The organism is Pseudarthrobacter sulfonivorans, from assembly GCF_031454915.1.
Lineage (GTDB): Bacteria > Actinomycetota > Actinomycetes > Actinomycetales > Micrococcaceae > Arthrobacter > Arthrobacter sulfonivorans_C.
The window spans coordinates 630,714-654,383 of the sequence record NZ_JAVDRS010000002.1; the positions used below are offsets into that span (position 1 = coordinate 630,714).

Consider the following 23,670-nt stretch of genomic DNA (forward strand, 5'->3'; position numbering starts at 1 on the left):
ATGCTTGACCCGACGACGATTGAGACGATCGCGGACGAACTGGTGGAGGCCGGCCGCAACCGCAAGCCCGTCCCCCGGCTGACGGCCCGTTACCCGGACATGACCGTGGAGGACTCCTACGCCGTCCAGCAGCTGTGGCGCCGCAGGAACGAGGAAGCCGGGCGGACTTTGGTGGGGCGCAAGATCGGTCTCACGTCCCGGGCGATGCAGGCCGCCACCGGCATCACAGAACCTGACTACGGCGCGATCTTCGATGACATGGTGCTGGAGACTGGCTGCTCGGTGGAATGGGACAAGTACACCCATCCGCGGGTGGAGGTGGAGCTGGCGTTTGTCCTCAAGGACGCGCTCAAAGGCCCCGGCTGCACCATCTTCGATGTCCTGAACGCCACCGACTACGTGGTTCCGGCCCTTGAGATCCTGGACTCCAGGATCGAAATGGAGGGCCGGACCATCGTGGACACCATCGCGGACAACGCCGCAATGGGCGCCATGGTGATCGGCGGCAACCCGGTCAAGCCCGGCGCCGTGGACCTCCGCTGGGTCTCCGCGATCCTCTACAAAAACCAGACAGTCGAGGAGACCGGTGTGGCCGCGGGCGTCCTGGACCACCCCGCCAACGGCGTCCACTGGCTGGCCAACAAGATCGCAGCCCACGGCGACGGGATGAAGGCAGGGGACATCATCCTCGCTGGCTCCTTCACCCGGCCGATGTGGGTCTACAAGGGTGACACCGTGCACGCAGACTACGGACCCCTGGGGAGCATCACATGCCGCTTCGAGTAGAACCGGACGCCACCTTTCGCGACGCCCTCATCGCGGCAGACCGGCCTTTGGCCGGGATGTGGGTGTGCTCCGGCAGCCCGCTGATCGCGGAGCTGTGCGCGGGAGCGGGGCTGGACTGGCTGCTGATCGACGCCGAGCACAGCCCCAACGGGCTCGAATCGATCCTCGCCCAGCTGCAGGCCGTCAACGGCTATCCGGTTCACACCCTCGTCCGGCCGCCGGTGAACGACACCGTGGTGATCAAGCAGTACCTGGACCTGGGCGTGCAGAACCTGCTGGTTCCAATGGTCAATTCCGTGGCGGAGGCGGAAGCCGCCGTGGCCGCCACCCGGTATCCGCCCCAGGGCGTGCGCGGCGTGGGCTCTGCCCTGGCCCGCGCCGCCCGCTGGAACCGGGTCCCGGATTACCTCGCCCGGGCGTCGGAAACCATCAGCGTTACCGTCCAGATCGAATCGACCACTGCAGTGGAGGCCGTGGAAGACATCCTGAAGGTGGACGGCGTGGACGCCATCTTCCTGGGTCCCTCGGACCTCGCCGCTTCCATGGGCCTGCTGGGCCAGCAGGAACACGCGGAGGTTCGCGCCGCCGTCGAGCACTGCCTTAAAGCTGCCACAGCGGCCGGGAAACCGGCCGGCGTGAACGCCTTCGACCCCGGCACCGCCCGCCACTACCTGGACGGCGGCGCCGACTTCATCCTGGTGGGAGCCGACGTCGCCCTGCTGGCCCGCGGCTCAGAAGCCCTCGCCGCGCGGTATATCCCCCAGGGCGCGGTGGTTGAGCCTGCCGAAACCCCAGCCAGCTACTGACCACCTTCCTAAGGACTTTTGATGACACTTTCTGCGATCTCCCCTGCCATTTTGCCGGAGCGTGAAGCCACCCTGCTCGCCTCCGTTCCGACCGGTTTGCTGATTGGCGGGCAGTGGCGGGACGCGTCCGACGGCGGCACGTTCGACGTCCATGACCCCGCCACCGGGGAGGTGCTCGCGACCCTCGCCTCCGCCACCAGCGAGGATGCCGTGGCCGCGCTGGACGCCGCAGATAACGTGCAGGCGTCCTGGGCCCGGACCCCGCCGCGGGTGCGGGCCGAGATCCTGCGCCGGGCCTTTGACCTGGTCACCGAACGCGCCGAGGACTTCGCGCTGCTAATGACCCTGGAAATGGGCAAACCCCTGCCCGAAGCCCGCGGCGAGGTCACCTACGGGGCCGAGTTCCTGCGCTGGTTCTCCGAAGAAACCGTCCGCGACTACGGCCGCTACCTCGCCACCCCCGAGGGCAAAAACAAGATCCTCGTCCAGCACAAACCCGTCGGCCCCTGCCTGCTCATCACCCCCTGGAACTTCCCGTTGGCGATGGCCACCCGCAAGGTCGCCCCCGCCGTCGCCGCCGGCTGCACCATGGTCCTCAAACCCGCCAAACTCACCCCGCTCACCGCCCAGTACTTCGCCCAGACCATGCTCGACGCCGGCCTGCCCGCCGGCGTCCTGAACGTGGTCTCCTCCGCTTCGGCGTCCGGAATCTCCGGCCCGCTGCTCGCCGATCCGCGCCTGCGGAAGGTCTCCTTCACCGGTTCCACCCCGGTGGGCAAACGCCTCATGGCCGACGCCGCCCAGAACGTCCTGCGGACCTCCATGGAACTGGGCGGGAACGCCCCCTTCATCGTGTTCGAAGACGCCGACCTCGATGCCGCCGTCGAAGGGGCCATGGCCGCCAAAATGCGGAACATGGGCGAGGCCTGCACCGCCGCCAACCGGTTCCTCGTCCACGAATCCGTCGCCGCAGAGTTCACCGCGAAGTTCGCCGCCGCCATGGGCGCCCTCACCACCGGCCGCGGCACCGACCCCACCACCCAGGTCGGACCCCTGATCGACGCCGGAGCCCGCGACGACGTCCACGCCCTCGTGACCGCCGCGGTCGACGCCGGCGCCACCGCCATCACCGGCGGCACACCCGTGGACGGCCCCGGCTACTTCTACCCGCCCACCGTCCTCGGCGGCGTCCCCAACGACGCCGAGATCCTCCGCCAGGAAATCTTCGGCCCCGTCGCCCCCGTCACCACCTTCACCACCGAGGAGGACGCCATCCGGCTTGCCAACGCCACCGAATACGGCCTCGCCTCCTACCTCTACAGCCGCGACTTCAACCGCCTCCTGCGCGTAGCCGAACAGATCGAATTCGGCATGGTCGGCTTCAACGCCGGCGTCATCTCCAACGCCGCCGCACCCTTCGGCGGCGTCAAACAATCCGGCCTCGGCCGCGAAGGCGGCACCGAAGGCATCGCCGAATACACCACCACCCAATACATCGGCATCAACGACCCCTACGCCCGCTGACAACACCCACTTCACACGTCAGGGCCCTTGCCGTTCTCCGTACGACAAGGGTCCTGCACGAATAGACAAGATAGCCGTCAGGCAATAACCCAGACTTGGGAGTACCCCGTCTGGTCCCCCTGGCCGCACGCACCGTCTACTCGAAGTGGAGTACTCCATGGAATCTTATGATGCGCTTCTCGCGTCAATTTCTGACACGTCCGGCCCCACCCGGACCATTTTTGATCCGGCAACGGGCGAAACGGTCGGCGAAGCCCCTATCCACGATCTGGCATACCTGGAGCAGGCAGTCGATGCTGCCCAGTCGGCCCAATCGGCCTGGGCTGCGCTCGGCCACGAGGGACGGTCAGCTGCGCTCCTGAAGGCAGCCGCCGCCGTCGAACGCTCCGCTGAGGAACTCGCCCAGCTGCTTTCCCGCGAACAGGGCAAGCCTCTCAACGGCCCCAACGCCCGCTTCGAAGTCGGCGCCTGTGCTGCCTGGCTGCGCGCCGCCGCAACGATCCCCCTGGAACCGGAAACCATTGTTGATGACGGCGAGACCCGCGCCGAACTGCACTACAAGCCCATCGGCGTAGTGGGTGCCATCGGGCCGTGGAACTGGCCCATGATGATCACCATCTGGCAGATCGCCCCCGCCCTGCGGATGGGCAACGCCGCGGTGGTCAAACCCTCAGGAAACACCCCGCTGAGTGTCCTCGCCCTGATCAAAGTCATCAACGAAGAACTGCCCGAAGGCATTCTCTCCGCCGTATCCTGCGGCCGCGAGGTGGGCGCCCGCCTGACCAACCACCCTGCCATCGGCAAGATCATGTTCACCGGCTCCACCGCCGCCGGCAAAGCCATCATTAAGTCCTCCGCGGACACGGTCAAGCGGCTCACCCTGGAACTGGGCGGCAACGACGCCGGCATTGTCCTGCCCGACGCCGATCCCAAGGCCATCGCCCAGGACCTCTTCTGGGGCGCCTTCATCAACACCGGCCAGACCTGCGCGGCCCTCAAACGCCTCTACGTCCACGAAGACATCTACGATGCCGTCTGCGACGAACTCACCAAAGTCGCCGCCGCAATGCCCATGGGCAACGGGCTCGACGAACACAACGTCCTCGGCCCGCTGCAGAATCAGGCCCAGTACGACGTCGTGGCCAACCTCGTGGAGGCGGCCCGCGATGGCGGGGCCCGAATCCTGCTCGGCGGAAACCCCGACACCAACCAGCCCGGCTACTTCTACCCCACCACCTTGGTGGCTGACATCGACAACGACAACCCCCTCGTGGCCGAGGAACAGTTCGGACCAGCCCTGCCGATCATCAAGTACAGCACCGTGGACGAGGCCGTGGAAAAGGCCAACGGACTCGACGTCGGGCTCGGCGCGTCCGTCTGGTCCTCCAACCTCCCCGCCGCACGCGAGGTCGCCGCACGCATCCAGGCCGGCACAGTGTGGATCAACAAGCACGGCGTGGTGGACCCGCGCATCCCATTCGGCGGTGCCAAGCAGTCCGGATACGGCCTTGAGTTCGGCGTCGAAGGCCTCAAAGCCCTGGGTGTACCCCAGGTCATCAACGGCTGAGGCCTTCCACGAATTGGGGGCACTGCGCGCTGCGGCGGGCAGTGCCCCCTTACCTTGACGAAGAATTTGTTGACGGCCCATGTGATGCAGGCTACAGTTATGGAAGTTATACGAATAACCCACCACTCACACTGGCCCAAGGAGGTGCCCATGGCTGGATCACGGCCAAAATCGGGACCAACAATGCATGACGTCGCCGCTGCCGCAGGCGTCTCGCAGGCCACTGTATCCCTGGTGTTGAATTCGGCCTCAGGGTCACGCTTCTCTGAGGAAACGCGCAAGCGCGTGCGGGACGCCGTGAACCGGCTGGGTTACCGCACCAACGCCCATGCCAAAGTCCTCCGCGAGGGTGTGGCCGGCATGATCGGGTTCATCGGCGATTCCGTCGCCACCACTCCTTTTGCAGGCGCCATCATTGAAGGCGCCCAGCAGCGGGCCTGGGAAGACGGGCTCCTCCTGCTCTCAATAAACACCGGTGGCGACAGGGAGCTTGAGGCCGCGTCTTTGGACGCCATGCTCTCTTACAAGGTTGCCGGCGTGGTCTACGCCGCCATGTATCACCGGCGGCTGGAAGTGCCAGAGGCCCTGGCTGGCGTCAGGTCCGTCGTGCTGAATTCGCAGGACCGGGCCGGCAGGGTCCCGAGCGTCGCCCCGGACGAGGTCAAAGGAGGGTACACGGCCACCTCCCGGCTGCTCGAGGCGGGCCACACCAAGGTGGGAATGATCAACATCGAAACCCTTGAGAGTGACCTTCCAGCCGCCGTCGGCCGCTACGAGGGCTACTGCGCGGCACTTGAAGAGGCGGGGCTGGACGTTGACCCGTCACTGGTTCGCTTCGGCTCGGGCGGTGAGGAAGATGGCTACAAGTACACGATGGAGCTTCTGACCTCCAGCAACCCGCCCACCGCAATTTTCTGCGCCAATGACCGCGGCGCCTGGGGCGCCTACCAGGCGGTCTCGGACCTGCGCCTCGCAATCCCCGGCGACGTCTCGATCGTGGGGTTCGATAATCAGGCGACCCTGGCGCCATTTCTTCGCCCGGGACTGACCACTTTTGAATTGCCGTTCGTCGCCATGGGCCGGCGCGCGGTTGACCTGATCCTCCAGGATGCGGAACCCGACGGCCGGGTCGAGCTGATGGACTGCCCTCTCGTTGAACGGAATTCAGTAACTCATCCTAAGGAGATGCCATGAGCCGCACCATCCCGGCCAAACGCGGGCGTCCTGCCGCGGCGCCGTTGCCGCAGCGCAAAAATTCTCTTTCGCTCCGCCTGAAGAGGATTTCCCGTGCCTGGCAGTTATACGTATTACTAGCTCCAGCAATCGTCTACATTCTGGTTTTCAAGTACTGGCCCATGTACGGCGTCCAGATCGCTTTCAAAAACTACAACCCGGTGGACGGGTTTACGGACAGCCCCTGGGTGGGCCTGACCCACTTCATCAGGTTTGTGAGCTCTTACCAGTTCGGCCAGGTCGTGGGGAACACTTTATGGATCGCCGTCCTCGGCCTGCTGATAGCCTTCCCGATCCCTATCATTTTGGCGTTGCTGGTCAACCAGCTCCAGAGCGAGCGGTTCAAGAAGTTCACCCAGACGGTGCTTTATTCGCCGGCGTTCATCTCCACGGTGGTGGTGGTGGGCATCATGTTCGTAGTTCTTTCCCCCAGGTCGGGGCTGGTGAACAACGCCATTCAACTCGGCGGCGGTGAGCCGATCTTCTTTATGGGTTCGGCGGAGTGGTTCCGCCCGATTTACGTGATCTCGGATGTCTGGCAGAACGCCGGCTTCTCGATGATCGTGTATCTGGCAGCCCTGGCGGCCATCGATCCGGCTCTGCATGATGCGGCCAAGGTTGATGGCGCCTCCAAGCTGCAGCGAATCCGGCATATCGACCTGCCGGGCATCATGCCGGTGGTAACCATCCTTTTCATCCTGGCCATCGGCAACCTGCTCAACGTCGGCTTCGAGAAGGCACTGCTGATGCAGACGCCCCTGAATATCTCGACCTCGGAGATCATCCAGACCTACGTCTACCATGCGGGTCTGCAGCAGGCGCAGTTCAGCTACTCGGCCGCCATTGGCCTGTTCAACTCCCTCCTCAACCTGGCGCTGCTGCTGTTCTTCAACACCGTGGCGCGCCGGGCCAACCAAGCGACCCTGTGGTGATGCCGAAATGTCTCTGACAACCAACCCCCGCCCAACCGAGAACCGAAGCCGGCCCGTCCGCCAGGTCCGCCCCAAGCCGTCGCTGCGCGACAAATACGGTGATCGTGCCTTCAGCATCGCCGCCACAGCAGTCCTGCTGCTGTCCATCCTGGCGGTGGTGTACCCGCTGTACTTCATTGTCATCGCCTCCATCAGCGACCCGAATGCCGTGTACGAAGGAAAAGTCTGGCTCCTCCCCTCGGGGGTCACCACCGAAGGCTATGAACGGATCTTCGCCGACAGCCGCATCTGGAACGGCCTGGGCAACACCGTCATCTATACCGTGCTCGGCACCGCCGTCAGCGTCAGCACCATCCTGTGCGGCGCCTACGCACTGTCCCGCAAGGACATGCCCGGCAGGAAGATCCTGATGCTCCTGTTCGTCATCACCATGTTCTTCGACGGCGGACTCATCACCAAGTACCTGGTGGTCCGCGACCTGGGCATGCTGGACACCGTCTGGGCCGTGGTCCTGCCGGGAGCGGTGGGCGTATGGAACCTGATCATCGCCAGATCGTTCTTCGAGCACACCATTCCGAACGAGCTACGCGAAGCCGCCCAGATGGACGGAGCCACCGACTTTAAGTTTTTCTTCAAAATGGTGCTCCCATTGTCCAAACCGCTGATCATGCTCATGATCATGATCCACGTCGTGGCCCAGTGGAACTCCTTCTTTGACGCGCTGATCTTCCTCAACGACGACTCCAAGTACCCGCTGCAGCTCGTTCTGCGCAACATCCTCATCCAGTCAGACGTCTCATCCACGGGCACCACCGGCGGAGACATCGAATCCTATGCCGCGGCGCAACGCATAGCAGAGCTCACCAAGTACGCCATGATCGTCGTCTCCAGCCTGCCACTCATGATTGCCCTGCCATTTATGCAGAAGCACTTCACCAAGGGCGCCATGCTCGGCGCCGTCAAATAGCTCCTCCCCCGTATCGACCGCCCGGCAACCGCTGTCGGACGGCAGCATCCCAACTCAGAATAGGAAACGACCATGGCATTCAGCCGTAAATTCACCGCCCTCGGCGCCGTGTTGGCCGGAACATTGATGTTCACCGCCTGCTCCGGCGGCTCCGGCGCCACGGAGATCAACGACGCGTCCGCGGACTTCGGTTTCCAGGAAACAGGCTTCCCCATTGTCAGCAAGCAACTGGACCTGACCTTCTCCGGCACCAAAGCCGCCCTGGCACCGGACTACAACACCATGACCGTGGTGAAGGAATGGGAAAAAGCCACCAATGTCCACATCAACTGGGAGAACCTGCCCGAGACGGTCTTCCAGGAGAAGAAGAACCTGATCCTGGCCAGCGGTGATCTTCCGGATGCCTTCTTCAACACAGGCCTGACCGACGCCGAGATCGCCACCTACTCCGCCAGCGGCACGCTCATCCCGCTCGAGGGGCTCATCGAGAAGAATGCACCCAACCTCGCCAAGCTGCTCTCTGACCGGCCCGACATCAAGGCCGCCATCACCTCCTCGGACGGGCACATCTACTCCCTGCCGTCCATCGAAGAACTCGGCCTGGTCCAGTTCCCGAACGAACTTGCCATCAACACGTCCTGGCTGAAAAAACTCAACATCCCGATGCCAAAGACCGTCAAGGAATTCCACGACGCACTGCTGGCCTTCAAGACCCAGGACGCCTCCGGGACCGGCAAGACCATCCCGCTGAGCTTCATGCCCGGTTCCTGGTGCGGAGACATCGTTGACCTGATCGCCGCCCTCGGCGGAGTGCCGGACAACATGGACCACCGCATCGTCCAGGACGACAAAGTCATCTTCACCCCAACCCAGGACGGCTACAAAAAGGCCATCCAGACCCTGCACGAGTGGTACCAGGAAGGCCTGATCGACCCCGAATCCTTCTCCCAGGATGACAAGGCCTACTTGGCCAAGGGCAAGGCCGCCAAGGAAAACCTCGGCTCGTTCGTGTGGTGGGAAGTCCCCGAAATGGTCGGCGCTGACCGCGCCAACAACTACGCGCTGGTCCCCGTCCTGGAAGGAGTGGACGGCAAGCGGATCGCCAGCCAGTCCAACAACCAGGAAATCGCCCGCGGAGCCTTCGCCATCACCCGGGCCAACAAGTACCCGGCAGCGACCATGCGCTGGGCCGACAACCTCTACGACCCCATCCAGTCCGCCCAGGCTAACTGGGGACCCATCGGCGAAACCCTGCAGAAGGACGCCAGCGGCCTGCTGACCCAGATCCCCGCCCCGGCCGGAACCAGCGAAGGCGAACGCCGCCAGAAGGTCGCCCCGGGCGGCCCGAAGGCAAACACCGCCGAGAACTTCACCACGGTCGTCGCTCCCGAACCCCGCGCCGCCGAACGCCAGAAAACCGTCAACGAACACTACAAGCCCTTCGCCGGCAATGACGGCTACCCCCCGGTCGCCCTCTCCAACGAAGAACTGCAGCAGATCAGCACCATCCAGACCGACACCAGCTCACTGGTGAAGCAGAACATGGCCAAGTGGATCGTCTCCGGGGGCATCGAACAGGAATGGGACGGCTACCTCTCCCAGCTCAAGAACGTCGGCGTCGACAAAATGATCGAGGTCTACCAGCAGGCCTACGACCGCTACAAGAAGAACTCCTAGCTTCCGAAGCACGGGTGGGCCGGTGCTTCCGCATCGGCCCACCAGATCCACTTGCTGGTTTTCGGCCAAACCTGCAAAAGTCCAGACCTGCAACGAAATGAGAATGACCTTCATGACTGCCGCGACCGCCACGACAGCCGACACTTTCCGCCCGGCACTGCATTACTCAGCCCGGAACACCTGGCTCAATGACCCCAACGGCCTGATCCATCATGAAGGCGTTTACCACCTCTTCTACCAGAGCAACCCGCTGGGCAACGTGTGGGGGAACATGTCCTGGGGACACGCCACGTCCACAGACCTGCTCACCTGGATCGAACACCCCGTTGCCATTGCCTGCGACGACAACGAAGACATCTTCTCGGGCAGCATCGTCTTTGACCGTCACAACACCAGCGGGTTCGGCGCCGGGTCCGTTGCCCCGCTCGTCGCCATCTACACCAGCGCCTTCAAACCCGGCTCTGCGCATGAGGGCATCCAGGCACAGTCGCTGGCCTACAGCCTCGACGGGGGCTACACCTGGACCAAACACGCTGCCAACCCCGTACTGAACCGCGGATCGGCCGAGTTCCGCGACCCCAAAGTCATAAGGTACGACGGCGACGCCGGCAGCTACTGGGTCATGGTCGCCGTGGAAGCCGCCGACTTCCAGGTAGTGCTCTACAAGTCCGAAGACCTGAAGAACTGGGACCTGCTCAGCAGCTTCGGCCCGGCAAACGCCACCGGCGGTGTCTGGGAATGCCCCGATCTGTTCCCCCTGCCCGTCGACGGCGACCCCGATAACCTCAAGTGGGTCCTCACCGTCAACCTCAACCCCGGCGGCCCCAACAACGGCTCGGCCGGGCAGTACTTCGTGGGTGACTTCGACGGGAAAACCTTTACCTCTGCCACTACCGTCACCCAAGGGCTGCAGGATCCTGCGCGATTGGCCGAGTACCAGTGGCTGGACTGGGGCCGGGACTACTACGCCGCTGTCTCCTTCAGCGACGCCCCCGACAACCGCCGCCTCATGATCGCCTGGATGAACAACTGGGAATACGCCAACCAGATCCCCACCTCACCCTGGCGCAGCCCCATGTCCCTCGCCCGCGAAATTTCACTCCACACCAGCGACGGCAACCTCCGTCTGATGCAGCAGCCCGCAGGCGACTGGGCGGCCCAGGCTGACCCAGCCAAGTCCTTCAGCCTTCCCGAGACGACCATATCCAGCGCCACCCAGCTCCTGGACGGGGCAGCCGGCACGGTCCAGCGCATCGACGTCACGTTCACGCCGGGAAGCGCCGAGGAATTCGGCCTCATTCTGCGCGGAGACGGACTGCATGGAACCCGCGTAAGCATCCGGCCCGCCGAAGGCTCCCTCATTGTGGACCGCCGCGAGTCCGGACAGACCGACTTCCACGAATCTTTTTCATCCATCGACACCGCCCCCATCCAGGCAATGGAAGGCTCCTACCAACTCACCGTCTACGTGGACAGCTGCTCCGTCGAAGTCTTCGCCCAGGGCGGGCAGGCCACCATGACCCAACTGATCTTTCCGGCAGACACCAGCACGAACTTCGCCGTCTACGCCACAGGCGGCACAGCAACCGTTAACCACCTTCACATCGCACAGTTCGCATAGCGCTTCGGCCCAGCCAGGAAAGGCAGACATGCACCGAGTCGGTAACGCAGGCCCAGCGCTGCAGGTGATGGACGTCGTCGTTATGGGGGAATCCCTCATCGACATCGTCACTACACCCGACGGCATCACAGAACACCCCGGCGGGTCGCCAGCCAACGTCGCCTACGGCCTTGCCCGGCTGGGAGTCAGAACCGGGCTGCTTACCGCCATCGGCAACGACCGCCGCGGCGCGGCGATCGATAAGCACCTTGCCGGCGCCGGGGTGACGCTCCTGCCTGGCTCGCGCTCACTGGACAGGACCTCGACGGCGGCCGCAACCATCGCCGCGGATGGCTCCGCCAGCTACGCCTTCGACATCATGTGCGATCTGAAACCGCTTGAACCCGCCTACGCTCCGCCCAAGGTGCTTCACACCGGTTCGATTGCCAGCTTTCTCGCGCCCAGCGCCGCAACGGTCCAGACAGTTCTCCAGCAGATCCGCGATGAATGCACCATCACCTACGACCCCAACATCAGGCCGGCACTTCTCGGCAGCCATGCCGACGCAAGGTCCACTTTCGAAGAACTTGTGCAGCTTGCCGACGTCGTCAAACTCAGTGACGAAGACGCCCAATGGCTCTACCCACGGAAGACGCTGGAGGACACTGCCACGCACATCCTGGGGTTGGGAGCCGAGCTCGCCGTCATCACCAAAGGCTCATCCGGTTCACTGCTGGCAACAGCCGGCGCACGCCTCAGCATCCCGGCTGTGGATTCCCGTGTCGTGGATACCATCGGCGCCGGTGACTCGTACATGTCGGCACTGATCTTGCGACTCCTTGCCCGCGGAACCGACGGCTTTGCACCCTCGGTCCTGGAGCAGCTGGGACGCACAGCTGCGATGGCGTCGGCAATCACGGTGCGCCGGGCCGGGGCCAATCCTCCCACCCGGGACGAACTCCTCTCACACCTTTGAAGGCAACGGCTTCGGTGAAGCCGTGAAAGCGACGGACCTCGCCATAGCCCAGCTCAGCGCGCCGAGCCGGCCCGCTGTTCCTGCGCCCAGCTCCACGCCCGCCGCGCCCAATCCAGGGGCTTGCCCTCAATCAGCAGCTTCCGCGTGTGGATGTCCAGGACCAGCAGGTAGAACGTGAACAGCAGCGCCGTCACGAATGCCAGCGAGGATGCATTGATCGGCAGCTCCACGAAGGACCAGACCGAGAGCTGGTCCTGCGCGCCAAACACCACAAAGAACGTCACGCCCACGTAGAGGCACCGGATCTGCCAGTCATTCCGGATGCCCGTCACAGCCAGGAACGGCAGGAACCAGAGGATGTACCAGGGCTGGATGATGGGCGAAAGCATCACCACGGCGGTAAACGCCAGTGCCAGCCGGCGCACCGCCCGTGAGTAGTCGCCGCGGAACATCAGCAGCAGGACCAGCCCGACGGCCGCCCACTTCATGCCGGTGCGCAGCAGGTCCGCGAACGTGCCGCCGGGCAGGCCCAGCACATTGCCGAGGAACTCGACCTGCTGCCCCAGGAACCCTGACGGCGAATAGCCGGTGTACCCCGGCGTCGGGTCCATAATCGCCCAGACCCAGCCCAGGCCAAGGTTGTAGGGGATGCCGCTGAGCGCCAGCACACCAAAGCTGATCCCCGCCGTCGCGCCCCAGATCAGGAACTTCCGCGTCCACGACGCGGCCGGCCCGGCCCACATGACCCCGATGAACGGGAGCAGCAGGACGGTGATCGGCTTGATTCCGATCGATGCGGTGACCAGTAATATGCCCGTGAGGTAATGCTTCGTCGCGGCGAAGTAGACACCGGCGACGGCGAGGCCCACCATGAGTGCGTCGTTGTGGGCGCTGGCCACGAAGCTGATCAGGAACAGCGGGTTGGCCACCGCGATCCAGAGTGCCCGCGCACCGTTGATGCCGTGCAGTTCGGCCAGCTTGGGTATGTAGATGACGCAGAGGACCACCCCGACGCCGGCGAGGAGCCGGAAGAGCAGGACCGAAACGTCAGGCTGGGCCCCGGTCAGGCCCACCACCCCGCGTGCGAGCCACAGGAAGTAGGGCCCGTAGGGTGTCCTGTTCTCAGCCCAGGCCGGGTCCGCGCCGAGGGCAAACCAGTTGTTGAGCGTCGAGATGCCCACGTCGTACGGGTTTTGGCCCTCCATGACCAGCCGGCCCTGCCCGGTGTAGGCATAGACGTCGCGGGAGAAGATAGGGACGGCCAGCAAGAGGGGGAAGGACCACGCGGAGATGGCGATCACCACCGACCGCAGGGATTGTTCACCCCAGTCCCCCAGCCGTTGGCCGAGCCGCAGCCAGGAGCGCATCAACAGCATCGCCCCCACCGTGAGGAGCACGGTGGACAGCGTGACGCCCCAGCCTTCGGTCCGCAGCGCGATGACCACCGGCTGGCGGATCATGGGCGAGCCGTTGGCGATCCAGCCGGTGCCGATGGAACCCACAAACATCATCAACGCGCCGAGGAACCCCTGCCAGGTGGCGATATAGGCCCGGCGCTTGACTGGTGCGGTGGTTGCGGGCGCAGCAGATTCCGGGTTCCCGGTCCCGGCCGGCGTCTTTTTAGACGGGCCCGGAAAAGTCTCCGAGGTGCTGAGGTGCGAACCGCCTGCCGTCATGTTTTGTGTGGTCCCCTACTTACGTTACGGCGCTGGCTGAACCAGCTATAGGCCGGTCTACAACCACGCCATTTTAGCAGTTGGGATGCGGCGTGCCCCAGACTGGTAGCGGCGGACGCGCCCCCTCCTTTCCCGATGAAGCGCCGCGCGGCCCGCCATTGCAGAAGTCAAAAACCGCCAAAAGCGCACTTCACCAGCACGATTGGACCCAGCAATGGCCGTACGAAGCGTCAAGGACGCCCCGACCAACACGCCTCAACAGCTTCAGTCGGTCCGCGCAACATTACGTTCCCCGCGCCGCCTTAAGACCGAGGCCCTGGCCGGTCTGGTGGTGGCGCTGGCCCTGATCCCGGAGGCGATCGCCTTCTCGGTGATCGCGGGCGTGGATCCAAGGATCGGCCTGTTTGCGTCCTTCATCATGGCTGTCACCATCTCGTTCGTTGGCGGCAGGCCGGCCATGATTTCTGCTGCCACCGGCGCCGTGGCCCTGGTCATCGCGCCGCTGATGCGCAGCCACGGCCTCGACCACCTCATCGCGGCCGTGATCCTGGCGGGCGTCTTCCAGATCCTGCTCGCCGTACTGGGTGTCACCAGGCTGATGCGGTTCATCCCGCGCTCGGTGATGGTGGGCTTTGTGAACGCGCTGGCCATCCTGGTGTTTATGGCCCAGGTGCCCGAACTGATCGGCGTCCCGTGGCTGGTTTATCCGCTCGTGGCGGTGGGCCTGGTCATCGTGGTGGGACTGCCCAGAATTACGACGGCGGTGCCCTCACCTTTGGTGGCCATCGTGGTGCTCACCCTGTTCGCCGTCCTCGCCGGGGTGGACGTCCCCACCGTCCAGGACAAGGGCCAGCTGCCGGAGAGCCTGCCGTCCCTGTTTATCCCCAACGTTCCCCTCACGTGGGAGACGTTCCAGGTCCTTGCCCCGTTCTCGCTTTCGATGGCGCTGGTGGGGCTGCTGGAATCGCTGATGACCGCAAAGCTGGTGGACGACATTACGGACACCCGCTCCAACAAGACCCGCGAGTCCTGGGGCCAGGGCGTGGCGAACATCGTCACCGGCTTCTTCGGCGGCATGGGCGGCTGCGCCGTGATCGGCCAGACCATGATCAACGTCAAGGGCTCCGGCGCGCGGAGCCGGGTGTCCACCTTCCTGGCCGGCGTCTTCCTGCTGGTCCTCGTGGTGACGCTCGGCGACGTTGTCGGCATGATCCCGATGGCCGCCCTCGTGGCCGTGATGATCTTCGTTTCGGCCATCACGTTTGACTGGCACTCCATCGCCCCGCGGACCCTGCGCCGGCTGCCCAAGTCCGAGACCGCCGTCATGCTGATCACCGTGGCGGTCGTCTCAGCCACGCACAACCTGGCCATCGGCGTGGGTGCGGGCGTCCTGGCTGCCATGGCCCTGTTCGCCCGGCGGGTGGCGCACTTCGCCACGGTGGAGAGGACCGTCGTCGAACTTAACGGCGAAAACGTGGCCACGTACACGGTGGACGGCGAGCTGTTTTTCGCTTCCTCCAACGACCTCTACACCCAGTTCGAGTACGCCTTGGACGCCGAGGCGGACCTAGCCCGGGTGATCGTGGATCTGCACGCCTCGCACCTGTGGGACGCGTCCACCATCGCGGTGCTGGACGCGGTCACGGAAAAGTACCGCCGGCACGGCCTGGAAGTTGAGCTGATCGGACTGAACCAGGCGAGCATCCAGATGCGGGAGCGGCTGGCGGGGAAGCTGAACTGACGCAGGCCGCTCAGGCACGCACCTGCAGGTAGTTCTCCACGAGATGGTCGGCGATGGCCATGCAGGATGTGGCCGCCGGCGACGGCGCGTTCCGCAGCAACGTCACCGGGCCCACCTGCTCCACAGCAAAGTCGTCCAGCAGCGCACCGTCCCGGCCCCACGCCTGCGCCCGCACGCCTGACGCCGTCTTGGCCGTCAGGTCGGACATCTCCAGCGCGGGAATGAAGCGCCGCGCCTTGCGGAAGTAGATCGACTTGACCAGCGATCCGCTGATCTCGTCCACCCCCATCCGCCAGTGCTTTTTCGCCAACGGGCCGGCTCCGGGCCAGCGCAACGATTCCCACGTGTCCTTCGCCGAAACCGACAACCACCCGTAGCCTTCGCGCGCAAGCGCCGGGACAGCGTTCGGGCCCACATGGACGTCGTCGTAGACGCCCCGGGTGAAGTGCACTCCGAGGAAGGGGAAACGGGGGTCAGGCACGGGGTAGATCATGCCGTTCACCAGGTCGGTCCGCGAGGGCTTCAGCGACCAGTACTCCCCCCTGAAGGGCAGGATTTTCGGTGACGGATCGGCACCCACGAGGCGCGCAACGACGTCGGACTGCAAACCGGCGCAGGCGATCAGCCGGTCGAAGACGTGCTCGGAAACGGCTGTCCGGACACGCACCTTGCCGCCGTCCACCACTATCCCCACTACTTCCTGCCCCAGCAGAACGGCACCCCCGGCTGTCCGCACGTCCTGCGCCATCGCCTCGGTAATCGCCGAAAAATCCACGACGGCGGTATGCGGCGAGTGGACGGCCGCCACCCCCGCAGCGTGGGGCTCAATGTCCCGCAGCCGGGCAGCGTCATCAATGCGGTCCAGATCGGGTACACCGTTTGCCCTGGCCCGTTTTTCGATGTCGGCCAACGCCGGAAGTTCCGAGTCATCCACGGCCACTACCAGTTTGCCGACTTCGCGGAACGGCAGATTCTTCTCCTGGCAATATTCCCGGAGCGCGTCGCGTCCCGATACGCACAGCTTTGCCTTCAGTGATCCGGCCGCGTAGTAGAGGCCGGCGTGCACCACACCCGAGTTGTGGCCGGTCTGATGCGCGGCCAGCCGCCGCTCCTTCTCGAAGACCGTGACCTCCCCGAGTCCACGCGTCAGGAGGGACCGCGCCAGGGCGATGCCCACAATGCCCCCACCGATGATGCCGATGCGTTCACCCACGTCGTTGTGTCCTTCTCCTCGCGCCTTGACCCGAGTATAGAAGCTCAGCGCCTCAGCTGCGGCGGTCGCTGTGGACGGTGCGGTTCCGGCCCAGGGACTTGGCGGTGTACAGGGCCCCGTCCGCGGCGGCGATGAGGTCTTCGAGGTCTGTTGTATCGGCGTCGTACAGAGCCACGCCGTAACTGACGGTGGGCATCAGGAGTCCGTTGGCCGTGGGGACCTGCGCGAGGCGCCGGCTGATTTCCTCCGCTATGTGTTCAGCCCGCGCGGAGGAGGCGCCCGGAATCAGGAGGACAAACTCTTCCCCGCCGTACCGGCCCACGAGGTCCGTTGACCGGACGGTGTCCTGGCACGCCCCGGCGAAAGCCTGCAGGGCAACGTCGCCGGCGGCATGGCCGTGGGTGTCGTTGACTGCCTTGAAATTGTCCAGGTCGGCAAGGATCAGGGCACCCACTCCCTGGGTGACGGCCCTGTCGCCCAACAGTTCCCCGGCCATGTCCAGGAATGCCTTGCGGTTGAGCAGCCCTGTCAGGTCGTCACGGGTGGCCACCATGCGCAGGGCCCGGGTCTGCTGTTCGCTGCTGAGCGCGGCCATGCTGAAGGACACCACCACCAGCAGCACCATGGTCACCAAGGTGGTCCCCGCGGAACCAAAGTACGTGGCGAAGGTACGCCCGTCCGGGCCCTCCAGCAGAAAGTACACCAGCCGGCCGAAGTAGAACACGGCCATTATTGCTGCGGCGGCAGCCATCGGCGCCCGCACGCGCGAATAGCCAGGTTCCAGCTGCCAGAGTTCGCGGGATGCCAGCCCCATCGTCAGGCACATAGCGGCGAGGAACACCGCACCGCCCGCCCAGACGTTGGTGCCTGGGTGCTCGACGGCGGTGGCAACCAGGGTGACCAACGGCAGGCCAGTGAACAGCCAACGACCGGGGCGAAGATCACGGAGTGAGCGGGCACCGGCCCACACGGCTACGCCGCCGTGGACCAGCAGGACGTTGCCCAGAATGTTGGCCCACCACTGGTGAGCGGTTCCGTTGAGCAGGAAGGCGGCGGATCCGCCGAGGAAAAACACCAGTGCCAGGCACCACCAGCCGCTGTACGGCGAGCGCGTGTAACGGTAGGCCGAAAAGTAGAACAGCAGGCCGAGCACCAGGGCCATCACAGCGAAGGCGACCCGGAGGGTTGCTGTATCAAGGACCATTTCCGAAGTTCCCCCAACGTCGATGTGATGCACCCTTAGTATCGCACCGCCGTCGGCTTGGCGAGGGGCAGCGAACGGGGCCCCAAAGGGCCGTGTCCCGTGACTAACGCCACTCGAAAATAGTATTTACACAAATAGTTTCTAAGGATAAAGTTGAATCTTGAAGCGTTACGGGGAAATTACCCGCGCTAAGCCACATCAGAGGAGTAGTCCATGACTAAGATCGCCATCGTCACCGGCAGCACCCGTCCCGGCCGCAACAACGCCGGCGTAGCCGAGTGGGTTCTCGCCCAGGCACAGTTGCGCACCGACGCTGAGTTCGAGATCATCGACATCGCCGACTACAACCTGCCGATGCTGGATGAGGCCTACCCGGCCGCCTACCAGAACTACCAGAACGCCCACACCATCGACTGGGCCGCCAAGATCGCCGAGTTCGACGGCTACGTCTTCATCACCCCCGAGTACAACCACTCCGTGGCCCCGGCCCTGGCCAACGCCCTGTCCTACCTGAACGCAGAGTTCGCAAACAAGGCAGCCGGCATTGTCTCCTACGGCTCCGCCTTCGGCGTGCGCGCCGTTGAGCACCTGCGTGGCATTCTGTCTGAACTGCAGATCGCCCACGTCCAGAAGACCGGCATGTTCTCCCTGTTCACCGACTTCGAGAACTTCTCCGTCTTCAAGCCCACCGAGTTGCAGGCCCAGACGCTCGCACCGGTGCTCGACCAGCTTGTTCCGTGGACCAAGGCCCTCGAAGCCGTCCGCGCCGAGGCGTCCGTCGCAGCCTAACTCCCCAACGACACCAAAGCCGGTGCTTTCGGCGGGCCATGTGCCCGCAGAAAGCACCGGTTTCGGGTTTAAGGGAAGGGCCTAAGAACCGTCCCGACATTGAACAATCTCACGAGAAAGACTGCTACTTGGAGCGTATTATTGCCGTGGAAAGGGATTTCATGCCAGCCACGCAGAAGAACACCCCGACCACCGGGGACCTGGATGTGATCTCGCAGTGGGGTCTGGTGATCGAGGGCTTCCACAACACCAACAAGAAGGTGCACGCAGAAGTCTCCTCGGCCTTCTCGCTTGAACCGGCTGAGGCGGAGACACTTTTGCGGCTGGTCCGCACTCCCGGCGCGCGGATGCCGATGGCGAAACTGGCCCGGGAAGTTGCGTTCAGCAACGGCGGGTTCACCAAGATCGCCGACAGGCTGGCAAAACGGTCGCTGGTCCAGCGCAGCCCCTGCGCCGAGGACCGCCGGGTTGTCTACCTTGAACTCAGCACCCAGGGCACGGAAACCGCCAATGAGTTGGCCTGCTTCGTCGCCCGGCTGGTCCATTCCAACTTCGTGGACATTCTCGGCGGGGACCGGGCCCGGATAGTCGCAGAGGCCATGGCCGAACTGCGGGACGCCAACAACGCCTGATATCTCGGGTGAGCGGGCGGCGCGAGCGGACCGTGCACCCACAGAGCGCTATTGCCCCGGCGTGCGGATGATCCGGCGCTGCGCGGCCACGGCGATGGCGGTGGTGCGGTTGTCGACGCCGAGCTTGCCGAAGATGTGCACCAGATGGGTCTTGACGGTGGCTTCGGAAATAAAGAGCTGCCGTGCGATGGCCCTGTTCGTCAGCCCGGTCGCCAGCAGTTCCAGCAGTTGCACCTCGCGCGGGGTCAGGGCTGTTTCCGGGCGGCTGATCCGCGACATCAGCAGCGCCGCGACCTTGGGCGCCAGCGCCGTCTGGCCAGCCGCCGCGGACAGCACGGCTTGGCGGATCTGTTCCGGCGGTGCGTCCTTGAGCATGTAGCCGCTGGCTCCTGCCTCCACCGCGGCCAGGATGTCCGCTTCGGTGTCGTATGTGGTGAGGATCAGGACCGGCGGCGCCGAATCCAGCTGCCGGATCGCCGCCGTGGCAGTGACCCCGTCCATCCCGTCACCCATCTGCAGGTCCATCAGCACCACATCCACGCGCTCCCCCAGCGTCCGGAGCCGTGTGAGTTCGCGGAGTGCGGCGTCCCCGTCGGCAGCCTCGGCAGCCACGCTGAAGTCCTCAAATTCGGTGAGCATGGCGCGCAGGCCGGCGCGGACCACGGGGTGGTCGTCCACCAGCAGAATGCGCAAGGTCCCCATCAGCGCCGCTCCCCCGCCGGGCCGGGCGTTTCCGCAGACGGCGCCTCCCAGGCGAGCGTCTGCCCGGCGGACGTACCGCCGGCGAGCGCTTCTCCAGTGAGTGGCAGCCGGACCGCGACGACGGTCCCCTCCCCCGGTGCCGATTCCACCTCCAGTGAGCCGTTCAGTTCGGCGACCCGGGCGGCCAGCGAGCGCAGGCCGAAGCCGCTCCCGTCCGCCCGGCCAGCCACCCCGGGGCCCTGCGCTTTGGGCTCAAAGCCCGTGCCGTCGTCGTACACGTCCAGGGTGACTTCGTCCCCGAGGAACGCCAAAGTGACGACGGCGGTGTTTGCCTTCGCATGGAGCCGAACGTTGGCGAGGCTGGCCTGGGCGGCGCGGAGCAGCGTGACGCTGTACTGCGGCGGCAGCTCCGCGGCGTCACCCACCAGTTCGAACCGGCAGCGGAGCCCCTCGCCGCGTGCGGCGGCCAGGGTTTCGGTCTCGGCACAGAGCCGCTGCAGGCTTTCCGGCAGCGAGGACTCCTGGAGCCGGGGCGCGGTGAGGCCGTGGACAAAGCTCCGGGCCTCGGACAGGTTTTCCGACGCCGTCTGCTGGACCAGTGCGAACCGTTCGGCCGCAATGGCAAGGTCCCCGCTGGCCAGGGACTTCTCGGCAGCCCGGGCCACCAGGACAATGCTGGACAAGCCCTGAGCCAGGGTGTCGTGGATTTCACGGGCCAGGCGTTCGCGCTCCGCCGCGACGCCGGCTTCGTGCTGGGTCTTGGCCAGCTCGGCCCGGGTCCGCCTGAGCTCGTCGACGGCCAGGCGCTGCGCCTCCCCTTCCAGGTAAAGCGCGCGGTAGCCCAGCGCGGTGACCACAGCGAACCCGGCACCCAGGACCGGTCCCAGAACCATCGGCGCAGTGGGTGACGGCAGCCCGCTGGCCACCCACTGGGACGCCACGACTGCCGCCGTCATGACGGCGATGGTGAGCAGCGCGGCTCGGCGGGCCTGCACCTGCAGGTGCAGGAAGAACAGCGGGAAGGCCACCCAGGAAAATTCGGCACTGCCGGCGAGGAGGATGCCCCACAGCGCCGTGACCACGCCCAGCCACAGAATGGCGTACGGGTGTGGATTGAACGTTGAGCGGCCGGCGTCGTACCGCTTCTCCAGCAGCGTGCCGGCGAGGTAGGCCGCGGCGAGGGCGACGGCGAGCGCGGACCAGACGTTGCGGAGCGTGCCCTCCGGGTTTCCTCCGGGGCCGGCCACGAAATGCATCCGCAGGATGGCAACAAGCAGCAGCACCGCGAACCCCACATGCAGCGTCACCCGCAGGAACCGCAGGATGGTGGCCCCGGACGGGATGGTCTGTGGGTCCGCGGCAGGCATTCCCCCAGCTTAGGCGCCTCAGTCCACGGGCGGATCAATCAAAAGGTTGACCGCCGCTTCCACATTTTGACCCGTCGGGATCAATCACGTGCCCGATGCGGGCCGCTGCGGTGCGCAGGAGAGTGGATTCAGAAGGAATCCACCCCCCCATTTGAAGGAAGTGCAACGTGTTTCTCGCTATTCGTGACATCCGGTTCGCCAAAGGCCGGTTCGCCCTGATGGGCGGTGTGGTGGCTTTGGTGACGCTGCTGCTGGTGCTGCTGTCCGGGCTCACCGCGGGCCTGGGCGACCAGTCCACCTCGGCTATCGGGAAGCTGGGTGCTGCGCCTGATGGCGGGTCCGGGAGCGGCTCCCGGCCGGTGGACAGCATTGTGTTCGGCGCTCCCGGCACCAACCAGCCCACCGCGTCCTTCACCGAGAGCGAGGTGACCTTTGCGCAGGCAGAAGTGTGGGCCCAGGCGCCTGGGGTCGCTTCTGCCGAGCCGCTCGGCATCAGCCAGTCCCGCCTGCAGGCGGGCGACGGCGGCACCACCAACGTGGCGGTGTTCGGCGTTGCGGCGGACGGTGAGCTGGCACCGTCGCCGGTGCGGACGGGGACGGTGGTGATCGGTTCGACCGTTGCATCGGACCTGTCGCTCGACGTCGGGGATACGGCCACGGTGGGTGGTACTGACCTGACCGTCACCGCGGTCGTGGATGACCAGTGGTACTCCCACACCGGAGTGGTGTGGACGGCGCTGCCGTCCTGGGCTGAGGTGGTCCACCTGTCGCCGGCGGCCGAGGGCAGCCAGGCCGGGACCGTCGTCGCGGTCACTTACCAGGACGGGGCGGTGGTGGATGAGGATGCCGCAAATGCGGCCGCGCGCACGGTCAGCGCGAGCCGGACGGGTTCGTTCCAGGCGCTGGGGTCCTTCAAGAGCGAGAACGGTTCGCTGATGCTGATGCAGGCGTTCCTGTACGGGATCTCGGCGCTGGTGATCGTGGCGTTCCTGACCGTGTGGACCGTCCAGCGCACCCGGGACATCGCCGTCCTCAAGGCAATGGGTGCGTCCGGCAGTTATGTGCTGCGGGACGCCATTACCCAGGCCGCGCTTGTGTTGCTGGCCGGCGCGGGGCTCGGCGGGACAGTCGGCGTCCTGGGCGGATTCGCGGCAGCACAGGCCGCACCGTTCCTCGTCACTCCCGCCACCACACTGCTGCCCGTGCTGGGGATCGTTGCCCTCGGCCTGGCCAGCGCCGCGCTGGCCGTCCGGCGGGTCACCACAGTGGACCCGCTGATCGCCCTCGGCGGCAACTGAAAACCCCTCCTCTTACCGAAAGGTCCGTCCTTATGTCTGCCTCCTCATTGTCTGTGCCGCACCTCGCCACTTCGTCGGCCGGAGCCGCGCTCCCCATTGCGCTCACTAACGTCACCCTCGAATACCCGGACGGAGGCGGAACCATTAAGGCCCTGGACAGTGTCAGCCTGGACGTGGCGGCCGGCCGGATGATCTCGCTCGTGGGGACGTCGGGCTCGGGCAAGTCCAGTCTCCTCGCGGTGGCCGCCACCCTGGTCCGCCCTACTAATGGGCAGGTGGCGATCGATGGGATCACGACGGCGGATCTGAAGGACGCGGACCTGACCGCGCTGCGCCGGGAGAAGGTGGGCATCATCTTCCAGCAGCCGAACCTCCTGGCGTCGCTCACCGCCGTCGAGCAGCTGATGATCGGCCACCACCTGCGCGGCAAGCCGCTAAGGGCCGCGCGTGGCAGGGCTCATGAGCTGCTGGGCCTCGTGGGGCTGGGCGCATCGGCGGACAAGCGGCCGCACCAGCTCTCGGGCGGGCAGCGGCAGCGGGTGAACATTGCGCGGGCGCTGATGGGTGACCCCAGGGTGCTGCTGGTGGATGAGCCGACGGCGGCGCTGGACCATGAGCGCAGCGCGTCGATCGTCGGGCTGCTGCGCCGGGTCACGGACGAGTTCCAGGTGGCCACCGTGATGGTCACACACGACACCGAATTCGTTCCGCTGACGGACGCTGTGGCCGTAATGCGCGACGGCGGCCTGTCCAACCCGGAGTTGCCGGGCGGGGCCATTCACCCAGCGACCTACTCAAAGGGGTTGTTTTAACCATCCCGAAATAGCGTTTCCCCTACCCGCAAATGAAAGGACGATGGATGCTAGGCCCACCCCTGAAGGAGCAGTGAAGGTATGAGGGAGTTTTTTTGGACATCCGGTCAGGATCTCATCGGGCCAGAACAGCAAGGCGGCACCTGAGCAAGGAGCCGTCACATCCCT

The 23,670-nt window shown here is 65.3% G+C and carries 20 protein-coding genes; 15 read left to right on the plus strand and 5 right to left on the minus strand.

Features of this window, described 5'->3' with window-relative positions; translation table 11 throughout:
* The 10 genes from hpaH to J2808_RS06955 all read left to right on the plus strand — a co-directional run bounded on the left by hpaH (position 1) and on the right by J2808_RS06955 (position 12,068).
* A complete protein-coding gene (hpaH, locus tag J2808_RS06910) occupies positions 1-786 on the plus strand; it encodes a 2-oxo-hept-4-ene-1,7-dioate hydratase (protein WP_309813593.1) in 786 nt (261 codons plus the stop codon).
* On the plus strand, positions 771-1,592 hold the full coding sequence (locus tag J2808_RS06915) for an HpcH/HpaI aldolase family protein (RefSeq protein WP_309813595.1): 822 nt from the start codon (positions 771-773) through the stop codon (positions 1,590-1,592). Before hpaH ends, J2808_RS06915 begins: the two co-directional genes overlap by 16 nt.
* 21 nt (positions 1,593-1,613) lie before the next feature.
* Complete coding sequence (locus tag J2808_RS06920; protein WP_309813597.1) at positions 1,614-3,116, plus strand: NAD-dependent succinate-semialdehyde dehydrogenase; 1,503 nt, start codon at positions 1,614-1,616, stop codon at positions 3,114-3,116.
* Between the two features lie 157 nt (positions 3,117-3,273).
* The gene (locus J2808_RS06925; RefSeq protein ID WP_309813599.1) at positions 3,274-4,683 is read left to right on the plus strand and encodes an aldehyde dehydrogenase family protein; all 1,410 of its coding nucleotides are present in this window, start codon (positions 3,274-3,276) and stop codon (positions 4,681-4,683) included.
* Between the two features lie 150 nt (positions 4,684-4,833).
* Entirely contained in the window at positions 4,834-5,877 is a 1,044-nt protein-coding gene (locus J2808_RS06930) for a LacI family DNA-binding transcriptional regulator (protein WP_309813602.1), read from the plus strand.
* Positions 5,874-6,848, plus strand: a complete 975-nt coding sequence (locus J2808_RS06935; RefSeq protein WP_309813605.1) for an ABC transporter permease — start codon at positions 5,874-5,876, stop codon at positions 6,846-6,848. The genes J2808_RS06930 and J2808_RS06935 overlap by 4 nt, the downstream gene beginning before the upstream one ends.
* A gap of 7 nt (positions 6,849-6,855) precedes the next feature.
* A complete protein-coding gene (locus tag J2808_RS06940; RefSeq protein WP_309813608.1) occupies positions 6,856-7,815 on the plus strand; it encodes a carbohydrate ABC transporter permease in 960 nt (319 codons plus the stop codon).
* A gap of 72 nt (positions 7,816-7,887) precedes the next feature.
* Positions 7,888-9,492 carry an ABC transporter substrate-binding protein gene (locus J2808_RS06945; RefSeq protein WP_309813610.1) on the plus strand — a complete coding sequence of 535 codons (1,605 nt, stop codon included), beginning with the start codon at positions 7,888-7,890 and terminating at the stop codon, positions 9,490-9,492.
* A 112-nt stretch (positions 9,493-9,604) separates the two neighbouring features.
* Positions 9,605-11,113, plus strand: coding sequence for a glycoside hydrolase family 32 protein (locus tag J2808_RS06950; protein WP_309813612.1), 1,509 nt, complete (start codon positions 9,605-9,607; stop codon positions 11,111-11,113).
* Between the two features lie 28 nt (positions 11,114-11,141).
* Positions 11,142-12,068: a carbohydrate kinase family protein gene (locus J2808_RS06955; protein WP_309813617.1), complete on the plus strand. Its 927-nt coding sequence runs from the start codon at positions 11,142-11,144 to the stop codon at positions 12,066-12,068.
* Between the two features lie 53 nt (positions 12,069-12,121).
* On the opposite strand, the gene mptB is transcribed toward J2808_RS06955, so the two are convergent.
* Positions 12,122-13,744, minus strand: coding sequence for a polyprenol phosphomannose-dependent alpha 1,6 mannosyltransferase MptB (gene mptB / locus J2808_RS06960; RefSeq protein ID WP_309813620.1), 1,623 nt, complete (start codon positions 13,742-13,744; stop codon positions 12,122-12,124).
* Positions 13,745-13,958: 214 nt separating this feature from the next.
* On the opposite strand from mptB, the gene J2808_RS06965 reads away from it, so the two are divergent.
* A complete protein-coding gene (locus tag J2808_RS06965; RefSeq protein WP_309813622.1) occupies positions 13,959-15,485 on the plus strand; it encodes a SulP family inorganic anion transporter in 1,527 nt (508 codons plus the stop codon).
* 10 nt (positions 15,486-15,495) lie between these two features.
* Here J2808_RS06965 and lhgO read toward each other — a convergent pair whose 3' ends face one another.
* Positions 15,496-16,698, minus strand: coding sequence for an L-2-hydroxyglutarate oxidase (lhgO, locus tag J2808_RS06970; RefSeq protein WP_309813626.1), 1,203 nt, complete (start codon positions 16,696-16,698; stop codon positions 15,496-15,498).
* 52 nt (positions 16,699-16,750) lie between these two features.
* Positions 16,751-17,902: a GGDEF domain-containing protein gene (locus tag J2808_RS06975; RefSeq protein ID WP_309813629.1), complete on the minus strand. Its 1,152-nt coding sequence runs from the start codon at positions 17,900-17,902 to the stop codon at positions 16,751-16,753.
* A gap of 213 nt (positions 17,903-18,115) precedes the next feature.
* Between J2808_RS06975 and J2808_RS06980 the strand changes: the two genes are divergently transcribed.
* Positions 18,116-18,691 carry an NADPH-dependent FMN reductase gene (locus tag J2808_RS06980; protein WP_309813632.1) on the plus strand — a complete coding sequence of 192 codons (576 nt, stop codon included), beginning with the start codon at positions 18,116-18,118 and terminating at the stop codon, positions 18,689-18,691.
* 161 nt (positions 18,692-18,852) lie between these two features.
* Positions 18,853-19,323: a MarR family winged helix-turn-helix transcriptional regulator gene (locus J2808_RS06985; RefSeq protein ID WP_309813635.1), complete on the plus strand. Its 471-nt coding sequence runs from the start codon at positions 18,853-18,855 to the stop codon at positions 19,321-19,323.
* A 48-nt stretch (positions 19,324-19,371) separates the two neighbouring features.
* On the opposite strand, the gene J2808_RS06990 is transcribed toward J2808_RS06985, so the two are convergent.
* Together J2808_RS06990 and J2808_RS06995 are read right to left on the minus strand one after the other, a co-directional pair.
* Entirely contained in the window at positions 19,372-20,025 is a 654-nt protein-coding gene (locus tag J2808_RS06990; RefSeq protein ID WP_309813638.1) for a response regulator transcription factor, read from the minus strand.
* On the minus strand, positions 20,025-21,392 hold the full coding sequence (locus J2808_RS06995; RefSeq protein WP_309813641.1) for a sensor histidine kinase: 1,368 nt from the start codon (positions 21,390-21,392) through the stop codon (positions 20,025-20,027). Before J2808_RS06995 ends, J2808_RS06990 begins: the two co-directional genes overlap by 1 nt.
* A gap of 167 nt (positions 21,393-21,559) precedes the next feature.
* Here J2808_RS06995 and J2808_RS07000 point away from each other — a divergent pair, with 167 nt between their 5' ends.
* Entirely contained in the window at positions 21,560-22,690 is a 1,131-nt protein-coding gene (locus J2808_RS07000) for an ABC transporter permease (protein WP_309813643.1), read from the plus strand.
* A 32-nt stretch (positions 22,691-22,722) separates the two neighbouring features.
* Positions 22,723-23,502 carry an ABC transporter ATP-binding protein gene (locus J2808_RS07005; protein ID WP_309813645.1) on the plus strand — a complete coding sequence of 260 codons (780 nt, stop codon included), beginning with the start codon at positions 22,723-22,725 and terminating at the stop codon, positions 23,500-23,502.
* Positions 23,503-23,670: the final 168 nt, after the last annotated feature.

Coding starts and splice junctions, on each gene's coding strand:
- J2808_RS06980 (WP_309813632.1), top strand. CDS start 18,116: ATGACTAAGATCGCCATCGTCACCGGCAGCACCCGTCCCGGCCGCAAC.
- J2808_RS06965 (WP_309813622.1), top strand. CDS start 13,959: ATGGCCGTACGAAGCGTCAAGGACGCCCCGACCAACACGCCTCAACAG.
- J2808_RS07005 (WP_309813645.1), top strand. CDS start 22,723: ATGTCTGCCTCCTCATTGTCTGTGCCGCACCTCGCCACTTCGTCGGCC.
- J2808_RS06975 (WP_309813629.1), bottom strand. CDS start 17,902: ATGGTCCTTGATACAGCAACCCTCCGGGTCGCCTTCGCTGTGATGGCC.
- J2808_RS06945 (WP_309813610.1), top strand. CDS start 7,888: ATGGCATTCAGCCGTAAATTCACCGCCCTCGGCGCCGTGTTGGCCGGA.
- hpaH (WP_309813593.1), top strand. CDS start 1: ATGCTTGACCCGACGACGATTGAGACGATCGCGGACGAACTGGTGGAG.
- J2808_RS06950 (WP_309813612.1), top strand. CDS start 9,605: ATGACTGCCGCGACCGCCACGACAGCCGACACTTTCCGCCCGGCACTG.
- J2808_RS06930 (WP_309813602.1), top strand. CDS start 4,834: ATGGCTGGATCACGGCCAAAATCGGGACCAACAATGCATGACGTCGCC.
- J2808_RS06985 (WP_309813635.1), top strand. CDS start 18,853: ATGCCAGCCACGCAGAAGAACACCCCGACCACCGGGGACCTGGATGTG.
- J2808_RS06940 (WP_309813608.1), top strand. CDS start 6,856: ATGTCTCTGACAACCAACCCCCGCCCAACCGAGAACCGAAGCCGGCCC.
- J2808_RS06920 (WP_309813597.1), top strand. CDS start 1,614: ATGACACTTTCTGCGATCTCCCCTGCCATTTTGCCGGAGCGTGAAGCC.
- J2808_RS06935 (WP_309813605.1), top strand. CDS start 5,874: ATGAGCCGCACCATCCCGGCCAAACGCGGGCGTCCTGCCGCGGCGCCG.
- J2808_RS06925 (WP_309813599.1), top strand. CDS start 3,274: ATGGAATCTTATGATGCGCTTCTCGCGTCAATTTCTGACACGTCCGGC.
- J2808_RS06995 (WP_309813641.1), bottom strand. CDS start 21,392: ATGCCTGCCGCGGACCCACAGACCATCCCGTCCGGGGCCACCATCCTG.
- J2808_RS06915 (WP_309813595.1), top strand. CDS start 771: ATGCCGCTTCGAGTAGAACCGGACGCCACCTTTCGCGACGCCCTCATC.
- mptB (WP_309813620.1), bottom strand. CDS start 13,744: ATGACGGCAGGCGGTTCGCACCTCAGCACCTCGGAGACTTTTCCGGGC.
- J2808_RS06990 (WP_309813638.1), bottom strand. CDS start 20,025: ATGGGGACCTTGCGCATTCTGCTGGTGGACGACCACCCCGTGGTCCGC.
- J2808_RS06955 (WP_309813617.1), top strand. CDS start 11,142: ATGCACCGAGTCGGTAACGCAGGCCCAGCGCTGCAGGTGATGGACGTC.